This is a genomic window from Gordonia hirsuta DSM 44140 = NBRC 16056 (assembly GCF_000333015.1).
GTDB classification, from domain to species: domain Bacteria; phylum Actinomycetota; class Actinomycetes; order Mycobacteriales; family Mycobacteriaceae; genus Gordonia; species Gordonia hirsuta.
Genome location: NZ_BANT01000038.1, coordinates 33,603 through 52,660, shown reverse-complemented (window position 1 = coordinate 52,660; position 19,058 = coordinate 33,603). Strand labels below are relative to the sequence as shown.

General features: G+C 68.9%; 18 protein-coding genes and 1 rRNA gene. 15 read left to right on the top strand and 4 right to left on the bottom strand.

Translation table 11 applies throughout. From position 1 onward, the window contains the following. The first annotated feature begins 34 nt into the window (after positions 1-34). From rrf to GOHSU_RS12930, 4 genes are all read left to right on the top strand, one after another. A 5S ribosomal RNA gene (rrf, locus tag GOHSU_RS12945) occupies positions 35-151 on the top strand. A 229-nt stretch (positions 152-380) separates the two neighbouring features. After that, positions 381-800 carry a hypothetical protein gene (locus tag GOHSU_RS12940; RefSeq protein WP_155821243.1) on the top strand — a complete coding sequence of 140 codons (420 nt, stop codon included), beginning with the start codon at positions 381-383 and terminating at the stop codon, positions 798-800. Between the two features lie 44 nt (positions 801-844). Beyond that, positions 845-1,696: a hypothetical protein gene (locus tag GOHSU_RS12935; RefSeq protein WP_024332965.1), complete on the top strand. Its 852-nt coding sequence runs from the start codon at positions 845-847 to the stop codon at positions 1,694-1,696. A 334-nt stretch (positions 1,697-2,030) separates the two neighbouring features. Next, positions 2,031-2,795, top strand: a complete 765-nt coding sequence (locus GOHSU_RS12930; protein ID WP_029760119.1) for a TetR/AcrR family transcriptional regulator — start codon at positions 2,031-2,033, stop codon at positions 2,793-2,795. On the opposite strand, the gene GOHSU_RS12925 is transcribed toward GOHSU_RS12930, so the two are convergent. The 3 genes from GOHSU_RS12925 to GOHSU_RS12915 are packed head-to-tail and all read right to left on the bottom strand — an operon-like array spanning position 2,699 to position 4,974. Then, entirely contained in the window at positions 2,699-3,922 is a 1,224-nt protein-coding gene (locus GOHSU_RS12925; protein WP_005942464.1) for a Dyp-type peroxidase, read from the bottom strand. The two genes, GOHSU_RS12930 and GOHSU_RS12925, sit on opposite strands and share 97 nt — an antisense overlap. Next, a complete protein-coding gene (locus GOHSU_RS12920; protein WP_005942461.1) occupies positions 3,919-4,434 on the bottom strand; it encodes a copper chaperone PCu(A)C in 516 nt (171 codons plus the stop codon). Before GOHSU_RS12920 ends, GOHSU_RS12925 begins: the two co-directional genes overlap by 4 nt. A 42-nt stretch (positions 4,435-4,476) precedes the next feature. Continuing rightward, entirely contained in the window at positions 4,477-4,974 is a 498-nt protein-coding gene (locus GOHSU_RS12915) for a hypothetical protein (protein ID WP_005942459.1), read from the bottom strand. Positions 4,975-5,095: 121 nt separating this feature from the next. Between GOHSU_RS12915 and GOHSU_RS12910 the strand changes: the two genes are divergently transcribed. The 10 genes from GOHSU_RS12910 to GOHSU_RS12865 all read left to right on the top strand — a co-directional run bounded on the left by GOHSU_RS12910 (position 5,096) and on the right by GOHSU_RS12865 (position 14,621). Beyond that, on the top strand, positions 5,096-6,097 hold the full coding sequence (locus GOHSU_RS12910; protein ID WP_024332963.1) for an oxygenase MpaB family protein: 1,002 nt from the start codon (positions 5,096-5,098) through the stop codon (positions 6,095-6,097). A 58-nt stretch (positions 6,098-6,155) separates the two neighbouring features. Beyond that, positions 6,156-7,013: an ABC transporter permease gene (locus tag GOHSU_RS12905; protein ID WP_005942453.1), complete on the top strand. Its 858-nt coding sequence runs from the start codon at positions 6,156-6,158 to the stop codon at positions 7,011-7,013. A 4-nt stretch (positions 7,014-7,017) separates the two neighbouring features. Beyond that, positions 7,018-8,040 carry an MlaD family protein gene (locus tag GOHSU_RS12900; protein ID WP_005942451.1) on the top strand — a complete coding sequence of 341 codons (1,023 nt, stop codon included), beginning with the start codon at positions 7,018-7,020 and terminating at the stop codon, positions 8,038-8,040. Then, positions 8,037-9,056, top strand: a complete 1,020-nt coding sequence (locus GOHSU_RS16920) for an MlaD family protein (RefSeq protein WP_005942449.1) — start codon at positions 8,037-8,039, stop codon at positions 9,054-9,056. The genes GOHSU_RS12900 and GOHSU_RS16920 overlap by 4 nt, the downstream gene beginning before the upstream one ends. Continuing rightward, positions 9,044-10,018 (top strand): MCE family protein, encoded by a 975-nt coding sequence (locus tag GOHSU_RS16915; protein WP_005942447.1) that lies wholly within the window; start codon positions 9,044-9,046, stop codon positions 10,016-10,018. Before GOHSU_RS16920 ends, GOHSU_RS16915 begins: the two co-directional genes overlap by 13 nt. Beyond that, positions 10,018-11,067 carry an MlaD family protein gene (locus GOHSU_RS12885; protein ID WP_024332962.1) on the top strand — a complete coding sequence of 350 codons (1,050 nt, stop codon included), beginning with the start codon at positions 10,018-10,020 and terminating at the stop codon, positions 11,065-11,067. The genes GOHSU_RS16915 and GOHSU_RS12885 overlap by 1 nt, the downstream gene beginning before the upstream one ends. Beyond that, positions 11,064-12,089 carry an MlaD family protein gene (locus GOHSU_RS12880; RefSeq protein WP_005942443.1) on the top strand — a complete coding sequence of 342 codons (1,026 nt, stop codon included), beginning with the start codon at positions 11,064-11,066 and terminating at the stop codon, positions 12,087-12,089. The genes GOHSU_RS12885 and GOHSU_RS12880 overlap by 4 nt, the downstream gene beginning before the upstream one ends. After that, positions 12,086-13,033 carry an MlaD family protein gene (locus GOHSU_RS12875; RefSeq protein WP_024332961.1) on the top strand — a complete coding sequence of 316 codons (948 nt, stop codon included), beginning with the start codon at positions 12,086-12,088 and terminating at the stop codon, positions 13,031-13,033. The genes GOHSU_RS12880 and GOHSU_RS12875 overlap by 4 nt, the downstream gene beginning before the upstream one ends. 68 nt (positions 13,034-13,101) lie before the next feature. Continuing rightward, a complete protein-coding gene (locus GOHSU_RS12870; RefSeq protein WP_005942438.1) occupies positions 13,102-13,803 on the top strand; it encodes a hypothetical protein in 702 nt (233 codons plus the stop codon). Beyond that, positions 13,800-14,621, top strand: coding sequence for an MlaE family ABC transporter permease (locus GOHSU_RS12865; RefSeq protein ID WP_005942435.1), 822 nt, complete (start codon positions 13,800-13,802; stop codon positions 14,619-14,621). Before GOHSU_RS12870 ends, GOHSU_RS12865 begins: the two co-directional genes overlap by 4 nt. Positions 14,622-14,649: 28 nt before the next feature. Here the strand turns inward: GOHSU_RS12865 and GOHSU_RS12860 are convergent, their stop codons facing one another. Beyond that, on the bottom strand, positions 14,650-15,372 hold the full coding sequence (locus GOHSU_RS12860; RefSeq protein WP_005942433.1) for a TetR/AcrR family transcriptional regulator: 723 nt from the start codon (positions 15,370-15,372) through the stop codon (positions 14,650-14,652). Positions 15,373-15,455: 83 nt separating this feature from the next. On the opposite strand from GOHSU_RS12860, the gene mfd reads away from it, so the two are divergent. Next, positions 15,456-19,031 carry a transcription-repair coupling factor gene (gene mfd / locus GOHSU_RS12855; protein ID WP_005942431.1) on the top strand — a complete coding sequence of 1,192 codons (3,576 nt, stop codon included), beginning with the start codon at positions 15,456-15,458 and terminating at the stop codon, positions 19,029-19,031. Positions 19,032-19,058: the final 27 nt, after the last annotated feature.

Here is a 19,058-nt window from a genome sequence, read left to right as displayed (position 1 = left end):
AGGAACCAAGGTGCGGTGAATAGTTTCATAGAGTTACGGCGGCGATAGCGGAGGGGAAACGCCCGGCCCCATTCCGAACCCGGAAGCTAAGCCCTCCAGCGCCGATGGTACTGCACCCTAACCAGTGTGGGAGAGTAGGACACCGCCGAACACAACTTCGAAGACCCCCGTGAACCACGTTCACGGGGGTCTTCCGCATCCGCGCATAACGCTGCAGGGCCGGCCCTGAGGGGCCATCGATTCCTGGCGCTGCCGCTGGTTGTCGGTTCGCTGGCATACGGCCTCGTCCTACACGACGGGAGGTTAGCGGCGGACGTGGTGAAGGCTGCGAAGACGGTACTGGTTCTCACCTCCTTGTCTGCTCTCGTGGTGGCGTGTTCTTGGTACTGTCGGCGCTCGCCTTTCTGGCGGGCTTGGCCGTTGTTCGTCTGATCGCTGGGTGCTTTCAACCTCGGTGGCCGTTCGACTGGGCACCGGGAACGGTCGATTCGGACAGCGTGGCCGGGGCTTTGATGGAGGGCGTCGATGTCGATGATGCCCGGCGCCGGTTGTTGCGCTGGATCAACGCCGATCCGGGTGCGAAGGTGATCGACGGAACGCGGGTGCGGCGAGTCACCGCGGCGATGATCCCGACGGGAGCTGTCGAAACCGCTGTCGCCCAGGTGCTCGCGTCGGATCTGACGTTGCAGCGTTACGCCAGCGTGTACGGCGCGGCGAAAGCGGTGGGCATCCTCGATGCGGATCGGGGTTTCCCTACCAGTTCATCCCGGTTCTTCGAGGTCCGGGACCGCGCGCGGTGAAGCGCTACCTCAACGGAGTAGTCCGCCGAGCGATTGCTCAGAAGGTGGCCAATGCCGCGCACCTGGACACCGCCTACTTCGAGGCTGATTTCGGTGATGACGCCGCGACGACCGTCGGTATGCTGGGTTTTGATCCGACATCGATTCGGCCCGAGTTCGGACCGGTGTTCCGCCGGTGGACGGAAGTCGGCGGAATCCTGACGGACAGATTCAGGCGCTGCATTCAGCCCGACGGCTCCGAGTTCATCGAACTCGTGCTCTGGAGCGGCGATTTCAAGAGGGGTTTCGACCGCATACGGGTCTGCGAAGTCCCGGCGGGGTCCGTCGACGCGGCGGTGGTGTACGACGCAATTAGTGGCCGCTGCGACGAGGATGCCGCGATCTTTCAGGCCGGCGCCGCTGAATACATCGCCGCGAACCCCGGATACGACGATGCCTACGACAGGTGGGTCCAGGTGCAGCTCGTCCATCCCCGAATACTGGCCGATCTGGGACACGCGGCACCGGAGAGCAAGTGGCCACCGATCGGGGCACCGGCGGCACCGCACGGCGAGAGCGATGCACCCGCGGACGGCCGGCGCCGGGAATGGCGCGACGTGGCCCGGGGGCTGGGATTTCCGGTGATCGTCGTGCTTCCGGTTCTTCTGATGGGCGGTTCACTGATCTCGATTCTGTACGGAGTCGGGCTCTACAACGAGCCTGATTCGCACGGTCCCCCGACGGGAATGGTCGCCGCGGGGCCGGTCTATGCCGGGGGCGCCGTAATGATCCTGGCGATCGCCGCGGGGATGGCGGTCACCGGATGGTGGGACCGGGGTCGTAGCGGCAGACATTCGGGGGAGGTGCGTGCAACCATCCACGACCGGGGTTTCCCGGGCCGCCCCGACTTAGCGTGATCACCTCACCGATCGCCGAGGGCCCCTGCCGTCAGGGCCCAAGGGAGAACACGTGAGCATGATGAAGAAGCTGACGACCTCTACCGTGGCAGCACTCGCGCTGGTGGGTGCGCGGGTCGCACTGGCTGGAACCGTCGCCGGGCGCGCTGCTGCGGCAGACGGTAGATGACGGTCTCGGCCATATGCTCTCCCCGGCAGAAGGTTCCGTCGGCCGACCGGACGCGTTCGGCGTCCGGGAGCCAAGCTAGTGCCGGCGGCTCGGCTCGCCGGGTTCGAGCCGGTCCGCAGGTGCATGTCCGGGTGGTCGGCGGCGGAGCGACTCTAGACTGGTGCCATGGCATCAGTGAGCCGGCCCCGCGAGGCCGCAGAACAAGTGGCGCGGGCACCGCGGGCCCGGATGACCGGAGCCCAACGCCGGCTGCAGTTGATCGAGGTGGCCCGCGGACTGTTCGCCGAACGCGGCTTCGAAGGGACCTCGATCGAGGAGATCGCCCAGCGCGCCGGTGTCTCCAAGCCCATCGTCTACGAGCACTTCGGCGGTAAGGAGGGGCTGTACGCCGTCGTCGTGGACCGGGAGATGGAGACGCTGCTGGAGATGGTGACCTCGTCGCTGTCGAACAACAGGTCCCTGTACCGCATCCAGCAGGTGGCGCTGGCGCTGCTGACCTACATGGAGGAACGTCCCGACGGCTTCGCGATCCTGGTGCGCGGCGAGTCGACGGGCGAAGGTGTGGACGGCCACACCCGCTACGGCAGCTTGCTCAACGACGCCATCAGCCAGGTGGAACACATCCTTGCCGGCGACTTCGAACGCCGCGGGTTCGACCCGTCGCTGGCCCCGCTGTACGCGCAGGCCCTGGTGGGCATGGTGTCGGTGACCGCCCAGTGGTGGCTCGACGTCCGCGAACCGTCCAAAGAGGTCGTCGCCGCGCACCTGGTGAACCTGTGCTGGAACGGCTTGACGGGTCTGGACGCCGAGCCGGTACTGGTAGGCCCGGACAATCAGCCTCCCGCGGCCACCCCCGAAGCGGTGCCGACCGACGCCAGCAGCGAGGCCCCCAGCGGCGAGTCCTCGGTGGCCCCGGGCAGCAGCGCGTAGACCGCCGAACCGATCGGGACGGTCCACTCGTTGAGATCGTCGTGTTCGGCCAGCCGTTGCTGTGACGGCAGGAACTGCCGCACGGGATCGGCCTGCACGGTGGAGAAGATCAGCCCCGTCTCCCCGACGCCGTCATCGTAGTTGTAGGCCCGGCGCAGATACTGTTCGTGATCGGCACGACGACGGGCCCGGGCGATGTGCGAGGACGCCGGGATCACCGGAATACCGCCCTGCGTTTTCTCGAAGTCGGGCTCGTCGTGCTCGTGCGTCCCGGTCAGCGGCGCCCCGTTGTCCAGGGTGCGCCCCATCACCAGCTCGCGCGGGCCGCGGTCGAGCTCTTCCCAGGTGTCCATGTTCATCTCGATCCGGCGGATCACCATGGAACTGCCGCCGGCCAGCCAGGGCTGGTCGGCGCCGTCGTTCCAGATCAGCTCGTCGTCCCGCTGACGCGGCGGCTGCTCGGTGCCGTCGAGCTGACCGAACAGGTTGCGCTGGGTCTGGCTGTCGGGCTGGGTGCCGCGCGCGGTCCGGAAGCCGCGCTGGATCCAGGTGACCGGTGCGATGGTGCGTACCGCGGCCGTCAGAATCCGGGTGGCGTGGGCCAGGGTCACCGGATCATCGGCGGCGGTCACGAGCAGCAGATCGGTCTGTCCCCAGCGTTCCTGCAGCCGGTCGATGGAGAACGACGGCAACGGGGCCAGCCACGACGGGCGGCGGTCGGCCAGCGCCGCAGTGGCGAAGACCCGCGGTCCCACGCCGACGGTCACGGTCAGCCGCGACGGCGCCGTGGCCAGCTCGGGTTCGGGATCGGACAGGCCGGGTTCGCCGCGGGTAAGGCGGGCGCCGTCCTGCGTCCACAGGGTGAGGATGCCACCGAGGGTGCCCAGATCGTTCGGGTCCTTCAGGTTCAGACCGATGTAGTTGGCGTGGCTCTGCGGCGGGGTGGTGATCCCTGCCTGATGTGCACCGTAGAACTCCAGGGTCTGGCGCGCCGGTTCGGCGTCGTGCGAGGAACGCTCGACGCCGAAACCGACTGCGGCAGCACCGATGCCGGCGCCGGCGACGCCGGCGGCACCGGTGAGGAATCCACGACGCGAGATCCGGGGAGATCTACGCGACGCGGTCATGGCTGGTAGTTCTCCTGGTTCCCGGCGAAGTCGCGAGCCATGGCCCGGACCTTCTGCGTGCTGCCGTCGGCCATGCGCAGATCCACCTCGACGGTCTGGCCGGCGTTGATGGGACCCTTCAGGTCCATCAGCATGATGTGATCGCCGCCGGGTGCCAGCGTGAGGGTGCCGCGACCAGGGATGACGAAGCCGTCCTTCTTCTCGCGCATCACATTCTCGCCGCCGGAGACGGCCATCTCGTGTAACTCCACCTTGCCGGCGGCCGGGCTGGTGCCCGAGACCACGCGGACCTCGGAGTCGCCGGGATTGGTCAGGGTGGCGAACAGAGCGGTCATGCCCTCGGGAGCCGCCTTGACCCACTGGTCGGTGACCACCAGGCGATCCTGCTGCTGGGCGGCCGCCGAGTCGGCGGCGGGGGAACTGTCGGTGCTGCTGCAGCCGGTCAGGATCAGCAGCGGTGCGGCTGCGGCGACGATCGCGGCAGCCGGACGGAAGGTACGGCGTGTGGCCATGATGAAAGAACCTCTCAAGGGGTAGGTGAATGAATGTCGTGATCAGCCCGCGACGGGCGGAGCACGCATACCTACCGAGAGGCGGGGCGTCAGGTGATGGGGTACGTCGACGAGCGAGGCGACGCGGGCGGCCGCGGCCGGCCGGATGCGACGGTACCGGGGTGCGACGACGAGCTGGACCTGTGCGCAGACCAGACGCAGCAACCAGGCCGCGGCACACAGCAGCACCGCGGCGGCCGGCACCGCGGCCACATGCCAGCCGAGCATGGCGGCGGTGTGCACCTGATGATGGCCGGCGTGCGCGCCGATGACGGTGAGGACCCCGTGGGAGGCGGCCTGGCCGGCGACGAGCACCGCAGCGATGGCCAGCGGCGAATCGGTCTTCTGTGCCGACCGGATCGTGCCCACGCCGGCGGCGATCGCGCCGAGGATCAGCAGTTGCCCGATGTCGGGGACGAAGCCGCCGGCGACACCGTGCGCGGCGGCTCCCAGGATCAGCGAAACCACTCCGGCGAGCAGTCCGTTGGTCCGCGTGATCATGCCCTCAGCTTACGCGGTAACCTCGATCACCCTCGCGCCGACCAGCCGGTTCGACGACGCGGTGACCGATCGCTGTGATTCAACTCTCGATTTGATTGACACAGATGTAGGATCTTGTGTCATGACGCAAGAGATGATGGACCTGGGCACGGATGCGCCCGACCAGACCGAGATGCTCGGCCCCGACTCGGCGACGTGGCGCTACTTCGGCGACTGGCGCGGCATGCTGATGGGCCTGTGGTCGGGCTCCATGCAGAACATGCACCCGAAACTGGCCGCCGGTGTCTGGGAGTATTCCGACTTCTTCGACGAGCGCTGGGAGCGTCTGCTGCGGTCGATCTACCCGATCGGCGGCGTCGTCTTCGACCGCACCCCGGCCACCGGCAAGCAGGTCCGCGACTACCACCTGACGATCAAGGGCACCATGCCCGACGGGAAGCGCTATCACGCGCTGGACCCGGACGTCTTCTACTGGGCGCACGCCACCTTCTGGTACGGCAACGTCCGCTGCGCCGAGTTCTTCGGCCCGCCGATCACCGAGGCCGATAAGCGGCGGCTGTTCGAGGAGTCGCGCATCTGGTACTCGATGTACGGGGTCAGCATGCGGCCGTGCCCGGACACCTACGAGGAGTTCCTCGAGTACTGGGATCACATGTGCCGGCGGGTGCTGCGCGACCACGAGGCGGTGCGCACCGTCCTGGACATCACCACGCTGCCGCCACCGCCGTGGATGAAGGGCTGGATGCCGCTGTGGCTCTGGCGCCGCCAGATCGGCGGGGTCAATCGTCTGTTCATGTGGATCACCACCGGTCTGTACGACGAGCCGATCCGGGAAATGCTGGGGCTGACGTGGTCGGACTCCGACGAGCGTCGGCTGCGGCTGTTCGGCAAGGCGGTGAGCGCGGCGATGAAGCTGGTGCCGCCCCGGTACCGCCGCCATCCGCGTGCCCGCGACGGCGATGATCGTGCGGCCGGCCGGGTGCCGATGGACGCCCCGATTCTGGAGACTCCCAAGCGCAATCTGCCCTCGGAGGCCGAGCGTGACAACCCGATCCACTACTGCCCGGTACACGCCACCCGTCGCGCACAGTTGCCGTGGCAGTCGAACACGGTCAACGACTGAGAGTTTTGTGTTAGAAACGTTTTCGACATTGATGTCGAACAAGGCGGGGGTTGGCTAGGTGGGTATTCCGTCGACCTATGCGGCCGGACGGCTGGGCGTGCTGTGGCGCCTGGGAGAGCGGATCTCCGACGCACTGGCGGTGGTCGGACACTTCCTCACCTTCTGCACGGTCACCTTCGCCCGCATCCCGTCGGCGCTGCTGACCTATCGCCGCCAGACCATCCGCACGGTGACCGACCTGATGTGGGGCCGCGGTGCCCTGATCGTCGGCGGTGGGACCGCGATGGTGATGGCGGTGCTGGGCTTCGCCGCCGGCGGCACCGTCGCGATCGTCTCGCACGGCACGCTGAGCATGCTCGGGATGGGACCGGTGTCCGGGGCGGTGTCGTCGTTCGCGATCACCCGGGAATTCGCGCCGCTGCTGGCCGGGGTGGCCTTCGCGGTACAGGCCGGCTGCCGGATGACCGCCGAGATCGGGTCGATGCGCATCAGTGAGGAGATCGACGCGCTGGAGGTGGTTGGGGTGCGCTCGATCTCGTTCGTGGTCTCCACCCGGATGATCGCCGGACTGCTCACCACGATCCCGATGTTCCTGATCTGCGTGGTCGCCAGCTATCTGAGTGCGGCGTGGATCGTGGCGCTGCAGGGCGAATCCAGCGGCGCCTACCGGCACTACTTCGACCAGTTCGCCGCCCCGGCCGATCTGCTGTTCGCCTTGATCAAGGTGGCGGTGTTCGTTCTGGCGGTGACCCTGATCCACTGCTACCGGGGCTATTTCGCCACCGGCGGGCCCGAATCGGTGGGCACCGCCTCGGGCCGGGCGATCCGGGCCAGCCTGGTGACCATCGGGGTTCTGGACCTGCTGATGACCGTCCTGTTCTGGGGGATCAGTTCCCCGTTCGTGTTCCGGGGATGAGGGCATGATCAACTTCCGGGCGCCCGGGATGGCCGCCGACCCCGGCGTCTTCCGCCAGCGGGCACTGATCTTTCTGGCCGTCCTGGCGGTGCTGGTGCCGCTGGCGGTGTGGGTGACCAAGGTCGCCTCGCCGGCCAAAGCACACCTGACCATCCGCGCCGACTATGTCGCCTCGGGCATCGTGCCTGGTTCTGCGGTGGTGATTCACGGCGCCGAACTGGGCACCCTCGAGCAGGTCTCGGTCCCCGCACCCGGACAGTTCGCGCTGCACCTGGTGCTTGACGACGGGGTGCTCGGGCCCGGCGGACTGGTCACCGCCCGCACCGACGTCACCTATGCCCCCAAGAACCTGTTCGGGATCAGCGCGATCGTGCTGGATCCGGCACCGGGCCACCCGCTGGCCGACGGCAGCGAGCTGGCGCCGGCGTCGACCACCGATGCGACTCTGACAAGCCTGTTGCGCCAGCTGACCGATCTGCAGAACGACGCCTTCGACCCGCACATGGGCGAGATCCTGGCCACCGCCGGCCGCGCCGTCCGCGGCTTGGCCCCGGTCGCCGGGATCGCCGGAGAGATCGGCAAAGCCCTGGCCGACACCCAGAGGATCGCCCCGCGGCAGAGCCTGCCGCTGTTCAGCCGGCTGGTCACCCAGCTCTCGGAGGGCAGCGCCACATTCCTGCCGGCCTTCGAAGAGCTGCTGGCCTGGGAACCGCCGCGCCGCGAGGGCTTCCAGGAGGCCATGTACAACGGGCTGCTGGTCACCTCCACCCTGATGGCCGACGACCTCGATGAGCTCAGCGGACCGCGCGGACTCACCGCGCTGTCGGACTGGCTGCCCCCGGCAGCGGCGGCGATGAACTGGATCTCCCGGGCCTTCCCGGGCTCGCGCGCCAACGGAGAGGACGTCGCCGAACTGATCGGCCGGCTGGAGAAGGCACTGGCCGACGGCCCGGGCGGGCCCCGCCTGCGGGTGGACGTGATGCTCGCCTCGGTACCGGGTGTGACCGCAGCCTTGGGGGCCCGATGACCAACGTTCGCCGCGCCTCCCTGCTGCTGCTGGTGTTCACCGTCCTCTGCGTCAGCGGAGGCAAACTGGTCCTGAGCGCCATCGACCGCCCGCTGGCCGGCCCGGCCACCGCCTACACCGCCGACTTCGACAACGTCGCCGGTCTGCAGGTCGGCAACGATGTCCGCTCGGCCGGCGTCCGGGTCGGCAAGGTGACCGGTATCGGAGTCCATCGGGACGAGGATCTATCGATCGCCCGCATCGAATTCGACGTCGACGATCCGGCGGCGCTGCGCGAGAACACCCGCCTGGCGATCCGCTACCTCAACCTGACCGGGGTGCGCTACGTGGATCTGCAGCAGACCCAGGACGGGACGGCCGAGCCGTCGCCGGGCAGACACATCCCGCTGGACCGCACCACCCCGTCGTTCGACATCACCCAGGTCTTCAACGGGCTGGCGCCGGTGTTCGCGACCCTGTCGCCCGAGGATGTGAACCGCTTCTCCGAAAGCATGCTCGCCGTGGTCCAGGGCGACGGCAGCGGCATGGGGGAGATGCTGCGTTCCCTGACCACCGTCCTGGAGTTCGCCGACGACCGGGCCGCGGTGATCGACCGGCTGGTGAACAACCTGAGCGAGATCTCGACAGTGGTCGACGGCCGCTCGGAGTATCTGAGCCCGATCATCGACTACCTCGCGCGATTCGGGACCGTGGTGACCCGGGTCGGCCCGGGGCTGCGGTCGCTGGCCGACTCCAGCGGCGTGGCCGCCGTGGAGGTCAACCGGCTGCTCACCGCCGCCGGCTTCCGCAAGGGCAGCGAACCGATCCTGTACGAGCTGCTCGACCCCGTGCTGCCGCTGGCGCAGTCGATGCTCGAGGTCCTCACCACCCTGCCCGGGGTGCGCAACGCCCTCGATCAGGCACTGACCCCGCAGGCGGTGCCGACCCAGGCCGACTGCTCCAAGGGTCGGGCCGAACTGCCGCCGACCCTGGCGATCTTCATCAAAGGCAAGGAGCTGACGCTGTGCCGACGGTGAATCATCAACTGCGCTGGGGACTGGCCGGGATCGCGCTGGTGGTCGTGATCGCCCTGGTGAGCGTGGGCCTGTACGTGTTCACCCCGGGCCAGTACCGGGTGGTCGCCCAGTTCGCCGAGGCCGGACAGATCCGGGTCGGCGACAACGTGCGGGTGGCCGGTGTCCCGGTCGGCTCGGTCAAGAAGCTGACCCTGGCCGGCACGCACGTCGACGTGGAACTGGCGGTGCAGCGCGGCACCTTCATCGGGGACGAGTCGATCGCCGACATCAAGATGCTGACCATCGTCGGCGGCAACTACGTCGACATCACCTCCATCGGGTACGAGCAGCTGCCGGCCGGCGAACCGATCCCGGTGGAGAGCACCTCGGTGCCCTACAGCCTGATCGAGACCTTCCAGACCCTGGCGCCCAAAGTGGACCGCATCGACGGTCGCCCGGTGCGCGATCTGCTGATCGATCTGGACCAGGGGCTGGCCGACAATCCCGGGTCGCTGTCGGGCACCATCGAGACGCTCTCGTCGATGCTGACCAATCTGCAGCGCCGGCAGGACGAGTTCGGCGGCATGCTGGCCACCGCCGCCGAGTACTCGCAGAGTCTGACCGCCAGCAGCGACGTCCTGGTGACCCTGGCGCAGAATCTGAGCGCCTTCCTGTCGGAATACATCACCTTCGGGCAGCGGCTGAACGTCTCCCTGGAGGGACTGGCGTCGATGCTGTCGCGGATGGGCGGGGCGGCGGCCGCGGTGCGGGCCGACCTGGATCCGCTACTGGCCAAGATCGATGTGCTGGTCGAACAGTTCACGCCGTTCCTGGAGCAGGGCCCCGACCTGATCGGACAGGGCCGTGACCTGATCCGGCGACTGGAGGGGATGGTCGCCGACGACGGCGGCCTGCTGATCGACCACTCGGCCCTGGTATTCGCCGCCGACCTCTGCGTGCCGATCCCGGGGGTGAAGTGCTGATGCTAACGCGGATCCTGGGCTCGCGCTGGCTGGTCAGCGGCACCGTGGTCGCGGTCCTGCTGGCCTTCGCCGTCACCCTGACCGGGTTCTCGCGGTTCACCGTCTCCTCGACCGAATACTGCGCCGAGTTCGCCGACGCGGTGGGGGTGTTCCCCGGCAACGCGGTCACCCGCCGCGGAGTCACCGTCGGGCAGGTGCTGGCCGTCGAATCGCGCGAGGGCACAGCGCGGGTGCGTTTCTCGGTCGAGGGCACCGATCCGCTGCCCGCCCAGATCCGCGCCTCGACCGTGGCGCCGTCGGTGATCGCGGTGCGGCAGGTCGCGCTGATCGGCGACGACGAGGACGGGCCGACGCTGGATCCGGCGACCTGTATCGGCCGCGACGCCACCAACACGCCGCTGTCGATCTCGGCCTCGCTCAACGCCCTGTCCGGACTGGCCGGGGAGATGACCGGCTCGGGGAACCTCGACGATCTGCGGCGGGTGGCCGGGGCGATGCGTTCGCTGGACCGCGAACTCGACGGCACCGGCCCGGTGCTGAACGCGCTGATCCGGCAGCTGGCCGAACCGGCGAAGACCCCGATCACCGGTGCGCTGACCGATACGGCGGTCCTGATCGACAACATCGCCGAGATGGCCACCGGTCTGGACGAGAACTGGGAACTGCTCACCTCGTTCATCACGATGAGCAGCCCGGTCCTCAAACCGCTGGTCGCACCGATGATCGATCACATCGGCGAGATGGCGATGGCCCTGCCCGATGTGATCGTCCTGCTGGCCGACCTGATGCGGCGCTACGGCGACTTCGCCTGGCCGCCGCTGGAGGTGGTGGTCTCGCTGGTGGATCTGATCTCGAAGAACCTGACGGCCACCACCGATCTGCTGGCCGCCACCCCGGTGCTGTCGCGGGCGTTCACCACCGGACCCGACCAGCAGTCGCTGGGTCTGCGGATCCGCTACAAGGGGCCCACCGCGGTGACCCGGGCCGGTGGCAAACCGGTGCGGATCGATGCGGTGGCGATGGTTCTGCAGATGACGGGAGCACGATGAAACGCACAGTGTTCACCGGTCTGGTGGCGGTGGCCGCGATCGTGCTGCTGCTGGGCCCCAGTTCCTGGTTCTCGGCCCAGTCGCTGCCGATCCCGGGCGCCGCCGGTGACGGTGCCACCGTCTTCGCCGAATTCGACACCGTGGTCGGGCTGCCCGACCACTCCAAGGTCGTCGTCGACGGGGTGGAGGTCGGCCGGGTGGAAGGCACCCGCCTGCGCGGCGAGAGCGCCGTCGCCGAACTGCGGGTGACACCGCAGACCCGGATCTGCCGCACCGCGGCGGTCGAACTCAAGCAGGACACCCTGCTGGGCGATACCTACGTGGCGGTGACCAACCCGGACTGCCCGGCCGCGGCGAGGCTGGCGCCGGGGGCGACGCTCCCGCGCAGCGCCGTCCGCCCACCGGTGCAGGTGGAAGAGCTGATGGTCTCGCTGGCCAACTTCCTGGGCAGCGGAGCCCTGCCGCAGCTGGGCAACACCTTCGCCTCGGTGCTCGCGCAGCTGCCCGCCGATCCGGCCGAGGTGCGCCGTGCCGAAGCGGTCGCCGTGGACACCCTGCGGGCCTGGGCCGACGACACCGACGGTCTCAACCGGATGCTCACCGGCCTGGGCGGCGTCGTCGAACGGCTCGCCGATATGCGTGGTTCGCTGGACTATCTGCTCAGCCCCGAGGGTGTGCACCACATGCGGACCGTCACCGACGCCTCGATGATCCTGGACCTGCTGGTGGGCGTCGAACGCACCCTGCGCAACGCCCTGCCGGCGGTCCCGCTGCTCACCGCGGCCACCCGGCTGATCGGTGAGGTGACCATGCCGCTGGCGTTCCCCGGATGGCCCAACGCGACCATCCGCGATTCCAATCCGGCCCGGCTGCTGGAGTTGCTGCGCGAGAGCGTGATCCCGGCGCTCAAACAGGGACCGGCGCTGGACATTCGCTCGATCGCTGTGGCGACCGGCACCTCCGACCGCGACCTGGCCGATCAGATGGTCAAGGCTTTCCGGATGCTGGGGATGACCCGATGAGAATGAGTGCGCTGCGCGAAGCGCTGGGCAATACGATCGCGTTCCTGCTGGTGATCGCCGCCTGCGGGGCCTACCTGGCCATCGACGTCTACCACGCACAGCCGTGGTCGTCGCCGCGGACGCTGACCCTGCGGGTGCAGGACAGCTACCTGGTGCTCGACGGCACCCCGGTCTACCTCGACGGCGTCAAATCCGGCCGGGTCGCCGACTCGCGCACCGTGACAGGCGGCGCCGAGCTGGTGCTGGAATATCCGGCGGACCAGTCGATCCCGGCGGACTCGGTGGTCGAGATCGAACTGCAGTCGGCACTGGGGGAGCCGTACGTCAACGTGATCCGGCGGGCCACCCACGGCCCGGCGCTGCCCGACGGCGCCGCCCTGGATACCGATCAGGTGGCCGAACCCGAATCCATTCCGGGGGTCTTCGAGAACATCTCGGCGCTGTCGCAACTGGCGGCCGCCGATCCGCTGGCCGGGGTGTTCCACACGGTGCGCCAGGCCCTGGACGGTAACGCCACCGAGTTCCGGCAGATCAGCGACGGCACCCGGCTGATCGCCTCGATGCTGATGTCGCGACGGGCCAAGATCGCCACCATGTTCACCAGCACCCAGAATTACGGCGCACAGCTGGAGCAGCTGGTGCGGCCTCTGCCGCAGTTCACCGCCGGAATGTCGACGGTGCTCGAATCGTTCCTGGCGACCCTGGTGGCCGGCGAGAGCCTGATCGTCGACGGCCGGCTGTGGCCGAATGTCACCGAGGCGATCCACCCGTTCCTGTCGACCCTCAACCCCTACCTGGCGCAGATCCTGCCGAAGATCCCGTCGCCCGGCATCGACGCGGACCTGTTCGACCAGTTGCCGACGATCAACGTCAGCACCCTGCTCGACCACGCCCTGGCGATGTTCGGCGAGGACTCCCTGCGCGTGTACCTGGAACCCAAATGACCTCGACGAACCACATGGCGACGAACCACATGGCGACGAACCACATGACGACGAAAGAGACCCCTCCCGTGACCGACGACAAGCCGAAGCCGACGCCTGACGAGGACTCCACTGCGACGGACGAAGCGGCAACGGACAAGCCGGCGACGGAGAAGCCGGCGACGGAGAAGGGCCGCCAGCTCACCGTCTCGGTGCGCGCGCTGGCCGTCGGCGTCGTGGTGGCCCTGGTGTGTGCGGCGCTGGGCGTGCTGATCTGGCAGACGGTGTCGGCGCGCAGCGAACTGGCCGATCTGCGGTCGCAGGAGGCCGACAGCGCCAAGGCCGAGGAGATCGCCGGGGCGTATGCGGTGGCCGCAGCGACCCTGGACTACAAGGACCTGACGCCGTGGGTGGCGTCGATGAAGGAGGGCGTCAGCCCGGAGCTGGCCAAACAGTACGACTTGATCGGTTCGACGATGGAGCAGGTGCTGACCCCGCTGCGCATGCAGACCACCGCCGAGTTGGTGCTGGCCAAGACCACCGACGTCTCCGGTGACCGGTTCCGGGTCGAGGCGGTGGTCAACGTCAACACCAAGACCATCCAGACCCCCGGCGGCGGCATCACCACCGCGGTGTACGGCATCGTGCTCGACCGCGCCGACGACTGGATCATCACCTCGGTGGGCGATCCCACCTCGGCGGTCGGCGCCCAGATCGGCGAGAATCCCGACCCGGCGCCGGCCCCCGTTCCCGACCCGCAGCCTGCACCCGAGCCGGAGCCCGGCAGATGACCGATTCGGCCCGCGCCGTCCTCACCGAGAACCTCGACCGCAACGCCGTCGACCCGGTCCGGACCTTCGGGCGCACCTGCAAGCTGGCCGCCGAGGCGACCGGGCAGTTGCTCACCGGCCCGTTCCGGGGGCGGCTGCAGGTGCGCGAGACCGTTCTGCAGGCGTGGTTCCTGGTCAGCGTCACCGCGATTCCGGCGCTGCTGATGGCGATCCCGTTCGGCATCATCGTGACCGTTCAGATCGGCAACATCATCAACCAGCTCGGCGCCGAGTCGCTGCTGGGCGCCGGCAGCGGTATCGCGGTGATCCAGCAGGCCGCCCCCTTGACCTCCGGACTGCTGCTGGCCGGGGCGGGAGCCTCGGCGATCGCCGCCGACCTGGGCGCCCGGACGGTGCGCGAGGAGGTCGACGCCATGGAGGTGATGGGCATCGATCCGGTCAACCGGCTGGTGGTGCCGCGCCTGCTGGCCTCGCTCATCGTCGCCCCGTTGCTGACCCTGTTCATCATCCTGATCGGCGTGCTCGCGGCCTTCTATCTGGCCGTCGCCGTGCAGGGGGTGGGGCCGGGCAGCTACCTGCAGTCGTTCAGCGCGTTCTCCTCCCAGCGCGATGTCCTCCTGGCGCTGGGCAAGGCCGTGGTGTTCGGGTTCATCATCGCGATCGTGGGCAGCCAGCGCGGACTGGAAGCCAAGGGCGGACCCCAGGGAGTGGCCAACGGGGTGACGGCCACGGTGGTGATCTCCACCGTGGCGATCATCGGCGTGAACTTCTTCATCACCGCCCTGTACGAGACCTTCTTCCCCATGCAGGTCGGCTGACGGGGCAGGTCGGCTGACGGGGCGGGCCCTAGGCGGGCCGGCCGGAGGCGTGCGGCTCGTCGGTCAGCTGCAGCGTCCTGATCCAGATGTCGCTGAGCAGCGGTTCGGCGCCGGCGGCCGGTACCGGTTCGCCGTCGACGAACCACCAGTAGCACTGGTAGGCGGTCATCGAGATCAGCGAGGCGGCCGTGGCCACCGGGTCCAGGTCCGCATCGGCGTAGCCGTCGTCCTGCCAGGCGCGGATGCGGCGCGCCACCCGGTCGATGTGCGCCCGGCGACCCATGCGCCGGTACTGCGAGGTCCGTTCGTCGCTCATCGCCGAGTTCTCCAGCAGGCCGTAGAGGGCGGCGTTGGCCTGATACAGCTCGACGAACCGCCGGTTGGCCGCGCGCAGACTCTCCCTCGGGGTGCTGCCCGGCTCGTCGGCGGTGGAGCCGATCGTCGCGATGATCTCCTCGCCGCTCTCGTCGACCAGCGCGTGGAAGGCGTCGATCTTGGATTCGAAATAGGTGTAGAAACTGCCGCGCGCGACGCCGGCCTCGTCGACGATCATGCGCACGGTGGTGCCGTCGTATCCGGTGCGTTCGAACACCCGCCGCGCGGCGGCCAGGATCTCCCGCCGGCGGGCCCGGCCGCGTTCGGTGCCCCGGCTCGGATGTGCTTCCCGGCGCTGAGCGGCGGTGCCGACCGGCTCCCAGCCGCCCCGTGTGCGAACGCCCTGCTGAACAACCTGCCCGGTGTGTTCTGTCATCGGCCTACTCGCCCCCTCATGCTCCTGCCTTCGAGCCTAGGCGAGGGCCGCCTCACATCGGGCGGCGCACTAGAATCGTCCGGGTGTCGATCACTCCCTCGCTGTCCGGGCTGAACATCTATGCGACGGGCGCAGGCGCCTTCGCCGAACTGGCCCGGCGTACCGACGAACCGCGGCTGGAGCTGACCGCCCCGGACGCGGCCCGGCCGTTCATCGTCGCGACGCTGACCGCCGCGGCCGCCGCACCGCTGCTGGTGGTCACCGCCAACGGCCGCGAAGCCGACGACCTGACCGCCGAGCTGGGGGAGTTGCTGCCGCAGGGGGCCGGTGCGGTGGCCCAGTTCCCGTCGTGGGAGACGCTCCCGCACGAGCGCCTGTCGCCCAGCGCCGACACCGTCGGCCAGCGGCTGGCGGTGCTGCACCGGCTCGCCGATCCCGGTGAGGATCCGCTGGCGGTGGTGGTCACGACGGTGCGGTCGCTGATCCAGCCGATGGCCCCGGGACTGGGTTCGTTGCGCGCGGTCACCCTGCGCGAGGGGATCGAGGTGCCGTTCGACGGTCTGGTGGAGCAGCTGGTCGAGATGGCCTACGAGCGCGTCGACATGGTCGGGCGCCGCGGCGAGTTCGCCGTGCGCGGCGGCATCCTGGACGTGTTCCCGACCACCGCCGACTATCCGGTGCGGGTGGAGTTCTGGGGCGACGAGGTGACCGATCTGCGGGCCTTCTCGGTCGCCGATCAGCGCACGCAGCCGGAGATCGAGACGGCCGAGGTGATGATCCATCCGTGCCGCGAGCTGGTGCTCACCGAGCAGGTGCGCAGCCGCGCGGCCGAACTGGCCGCCGGCACCGACGATCAGGCGCTGGCGGAGATGCTGACGCAGCTGGCCGAGGGCATCCCCGTGGAGGGGATGGAGGCGATGATCCCGGCCCTGGTCGACGGCGAGATGCAGTTGCTCACGCAGGTGCTGCCCGAGGGCACCCGGGTGCTGGTGCTCGATCCGGAGAAGGTGCGCACCCGTGCCGCCGATCTGCAGCGCACCGGCGCCGAGTTCCTGGAGGCCTCGTGGAACGCCGCGGCCCTGGGCGCCAGCGCCCCGGTGCAGGCCGACTCGGTGGATCTGCAGGCCAGCGCCTACCGCCCCGTCGGCGAGGTGCAGGAGGCCACCATCGCGGCCGGGCGGTCGTGGTGGACGGTCAGCCCGCTGTCCTCGGGCAGCGGACAGGAGCTGGAACTGGACCTGGCGCCCGGTCCGGCGCCGCACGGGGACGAACAGGAGATCGCCGCGCTGCTGACCGGACTGCGGGCGCAGCTGGCGTCGGGGTCGCGGGCGGCGGTGGTGGCCGCCGGCCGCGGCACCGCCACGCGCTTCGTCGAACGTCTGCGCGAGGCCGAGGTCCCGGCGCGGCTGATGGACGACGGCGCCGAACCGCCGGCCGATGCGGTCGCGGTCTATCACGGCACGCTGCGCCACGGCCTGGTGGTGCCGCAGGACCAGGGTTCACTGGTGATCGTCACCGAAGCCGATCTGACCGGGGCCCGCGTGGCCGGGGTCCGTGACGGCCGCCGGCTGCCGGCCAAACGGCGCAATCAGGTCGACCCGCTGGCGCTGACCGCCGGGGACATGGTGGTGCACGACCAGCACGGCATCGGCAAGTTCGTGGAGATGATCGAACGCGTCGTCGGCGGTGCGCGGCGCGAATACCTGGTGATCGAGTACGCGCCGGGCAAACGCGGTCAACCCGGCGACCGGCTGTACGTTCCGATGGACTCACTCGACCAGCTGTCCCGGTACGTCGGCGGCGAACAGCCGTCGCTGAGCAAACTCGGCGGCAGCGACTGGGCCAACACCAAACGCAAGGCGCGCAAGGCGGTGCGCGAGATCGCCGGGGAACTGGTGCAGCTGTACGCCGCCCGGCACGCCGCACCCGGCTTCGCCTTCAGCCCCGACAGTCCCTGGCAGCGGGAGATGGAAGACGCCTTCGACTTCACCGAGACCGTCGACCAGATGACGGTGATCGGCGAGGTGAAGACCGATATGGAGAAGCCGGTCCCGATGGACCGGGTGATCGTCGGCGACGTCGGCTACGGCAAGACCGAGATCGCGGTGCGGGCGGCGTTCAAGGCCGTGCAGGACGGCAAACAGGTCGCCGTGCTGGTGCCCACCACCATCCTGGCCGGTCAGCACCTGCAGACGTTCACCGAGCGGATGGCCGGCTTCCCGGTCAAGGTTGCCGGGCTGTCGCGGTTCACCTCGCCGGCCGAATCGAAGAAGATCCTGGCCGACATGGCCGACGGCGAGGTGGACATCGTGATCGGCACGCACCGGCTGCTGCAGACCGGGGTGGTGTGGAAAGACCTGGGGCTGGTGATCGTCGACGAGGAGCAGCGCTTCGGCGTCGAACACAAGGAACACATCAAGTCCCTGCGCACCCACGTGGACGTGCTGACCATGTCGGCCACACCGATCCCGCGCACCCTGGAGATGTCGATGGCCGGGATCCGTGAGATGTCGACCATCCTGACCCCGCCGGAGGAGCGCCACCCGGTGCTCACCTATGTGGGCGCCTACTCGGAGAAGCAGGTCGGCGCGGCTATCCGGCGCGAGCTGCTGCGCGACGGCCAGGTCTTCTACGTGCACAACCGGGTCTCCACCATCGACAAGATGGCCAAGGACCTGGCGCGGCTTGTGCCCGAGGCCAAGATCGCCGTCGCCCACGGGCAGATGCCCGAGGAACTGCTGGAGAAGACGGTCGAGGGCTTCTGGAACCGCGACTACGACGTGCTGGTGTGTACGACGATCATCGAGACCGGTCTGGACATCTCCAACGCCAACACGCTGATCGTCGACCGCGCCGAGAACCTGGGCCTGAGCCAGCTGCACCAGCTGCGCGGCCGGGTGGGCCGGTCGCGTGAACGCGGCTACGCGTACCTGTTCTACAGCGACGGCAAACCGCTGACCGAAACCGCTTACGACCGGCTGGCCACGATCGCGCAGAACAACGAGCTCGGCGCCGGTATGGCCGTAGCGCTCAAAGACCTGGAGTTGCGCGGAGCCGGCAACGTGCTGGGAGCCGAACAGTCCGGGCATGTCGCCGGCGTCGGCTTCGACCTGTACGTGCGGTTGGTGGGCGAGGCCGTGGAGGCCTACCGCGCCGCCGCCGACGGCGAGGCCATCCCGCAGCAGGAGACCAAGGAGGTCCGGATCGACCTGCCGGTCGACGCGCACATCCCGGTGGAATACGTCGAAGCCGACCGACTGCGCCTGGAGGCCTACCGCAAGCTGGCCTCGGCGGTCAGCGACGACGACGTCGACGAGGTGATCACCGAGCTGACCGACCGCTACGGTGAACCGCCCGTCCAGACGCAGCGTCTGGCCGCGATCGCCCGACTGCGGCTGCGCTGCCGCGAACGCGGCATCACCGAGGTGACCCCGGCCGGCGACTCAGTACGGTTCGCACCGCTGCCACTGCTCGACAGCGAACAGGTCCGCCTCGCACGCCTGTTCAAGGGCGCGCACTACCGGGCGACCACGTCGACGATCACCCTGCCGATCCCGCGGTCGGGTGGCATGGGTTCACCCCGGTTGCGCGACGACGAGCTGATCGACTACCTGGTGTCGTTCCTGACGACGCTGAAGCCGACTCCGCTTGCTCAGTGATCCTTCGTGGATGAGCAGTAGCTACAG

Excerpts from the sequence above, each read along its gene's own strand:
- GOHSU_RS12865 (WP_005942435.1), top strand. The coding sequence starts at position 13,800 with ATGACCGATTCGGCCCGCGCCGTCCTCACCGAGAACCTCGACCGCAAC.
- GOHSU_RS12875 (WP_024332961.1), top strand. The coding sequence starts at position 12,086 with ATGAGAATGAGTGCGCTGCGCGAAGCGCTGGGCAATACGATCGCGTTC.
- GOHSU_RS12910 (WP_024332963.1), top strand. The coding sequence starts at position 5,096 with ATGACGCAAGAGATGATGGACCTGGGCACGGATGCGCCCGACCAGACC.
- GOHSU_RS12885 (WP_024332962.1), top strand. The coding sequence starts at position 10,018 with ATGCTAACGCGGATCCTGGGCTCGCGCTGGCTGGTCAGCGGCACCGTG.
- GOHSU_RS12925 (WP_005942464.1), bottom strand. The coding sequence starts at position 3,922 with ATGACCGCGTCGCGTAGATCTCCCCGGATCTCGCGTCGTGGATTCCTC.
- GOHSU_RS12900 (WP_005942451.1), top strand. The coding sequence starts at position 7,018 with ATGATCAACTTCCGGGCGCCCGGGATGGCCGCCGACCCCGGCGTCTTC.
- GOHSU_RS12860 (WP_005942433.1), bottom strand. The coding sequence starts at position 15,372 with ATGACAGAACACACCGGGCAGGTTGTTCAGCAGGGCGTTCGCACACGG.
- GOHSU_RS12915 (WP_005942459.1), bottom strand. The coding sequence starts at position 4,974 with ATGATCACGCGGACCAACGGACTGCTCGCCGGAGTGGTTTCGCTGATC.
- GOHSU_RS12880 (WP_005942443.1), top strand. The coding sequence starts at position 11,064 with ATGAAACGCACAGTGTTCACCGGTCTGGTGGCGGTGGCCGCGATCGTG.
- GOHSU_RS12920 (WP_005942461.1), bottom strand. The coding sequence starts at position 4,434 with ATGGCCACACGCCGTACCTTCCGTCCGGCTGCCGCGATCGTCGCCGCA.
- GOHSU_RS16920 (WP_005942449.1), top strand. The coding sequence starts at position 8,037 with ATGACCAACGTTCGCCGCGCCTCCCTGCTGCTGCTGGTGTTCACCGTC.
- GOHSU_RS12930 (WP_029760119.1), top strand. The coding sequence starts at position 2,031 with ATGGCATCAGTGAGCCGGCCCCGCGAGGCCGCAGAACAAGTGGCGCGG.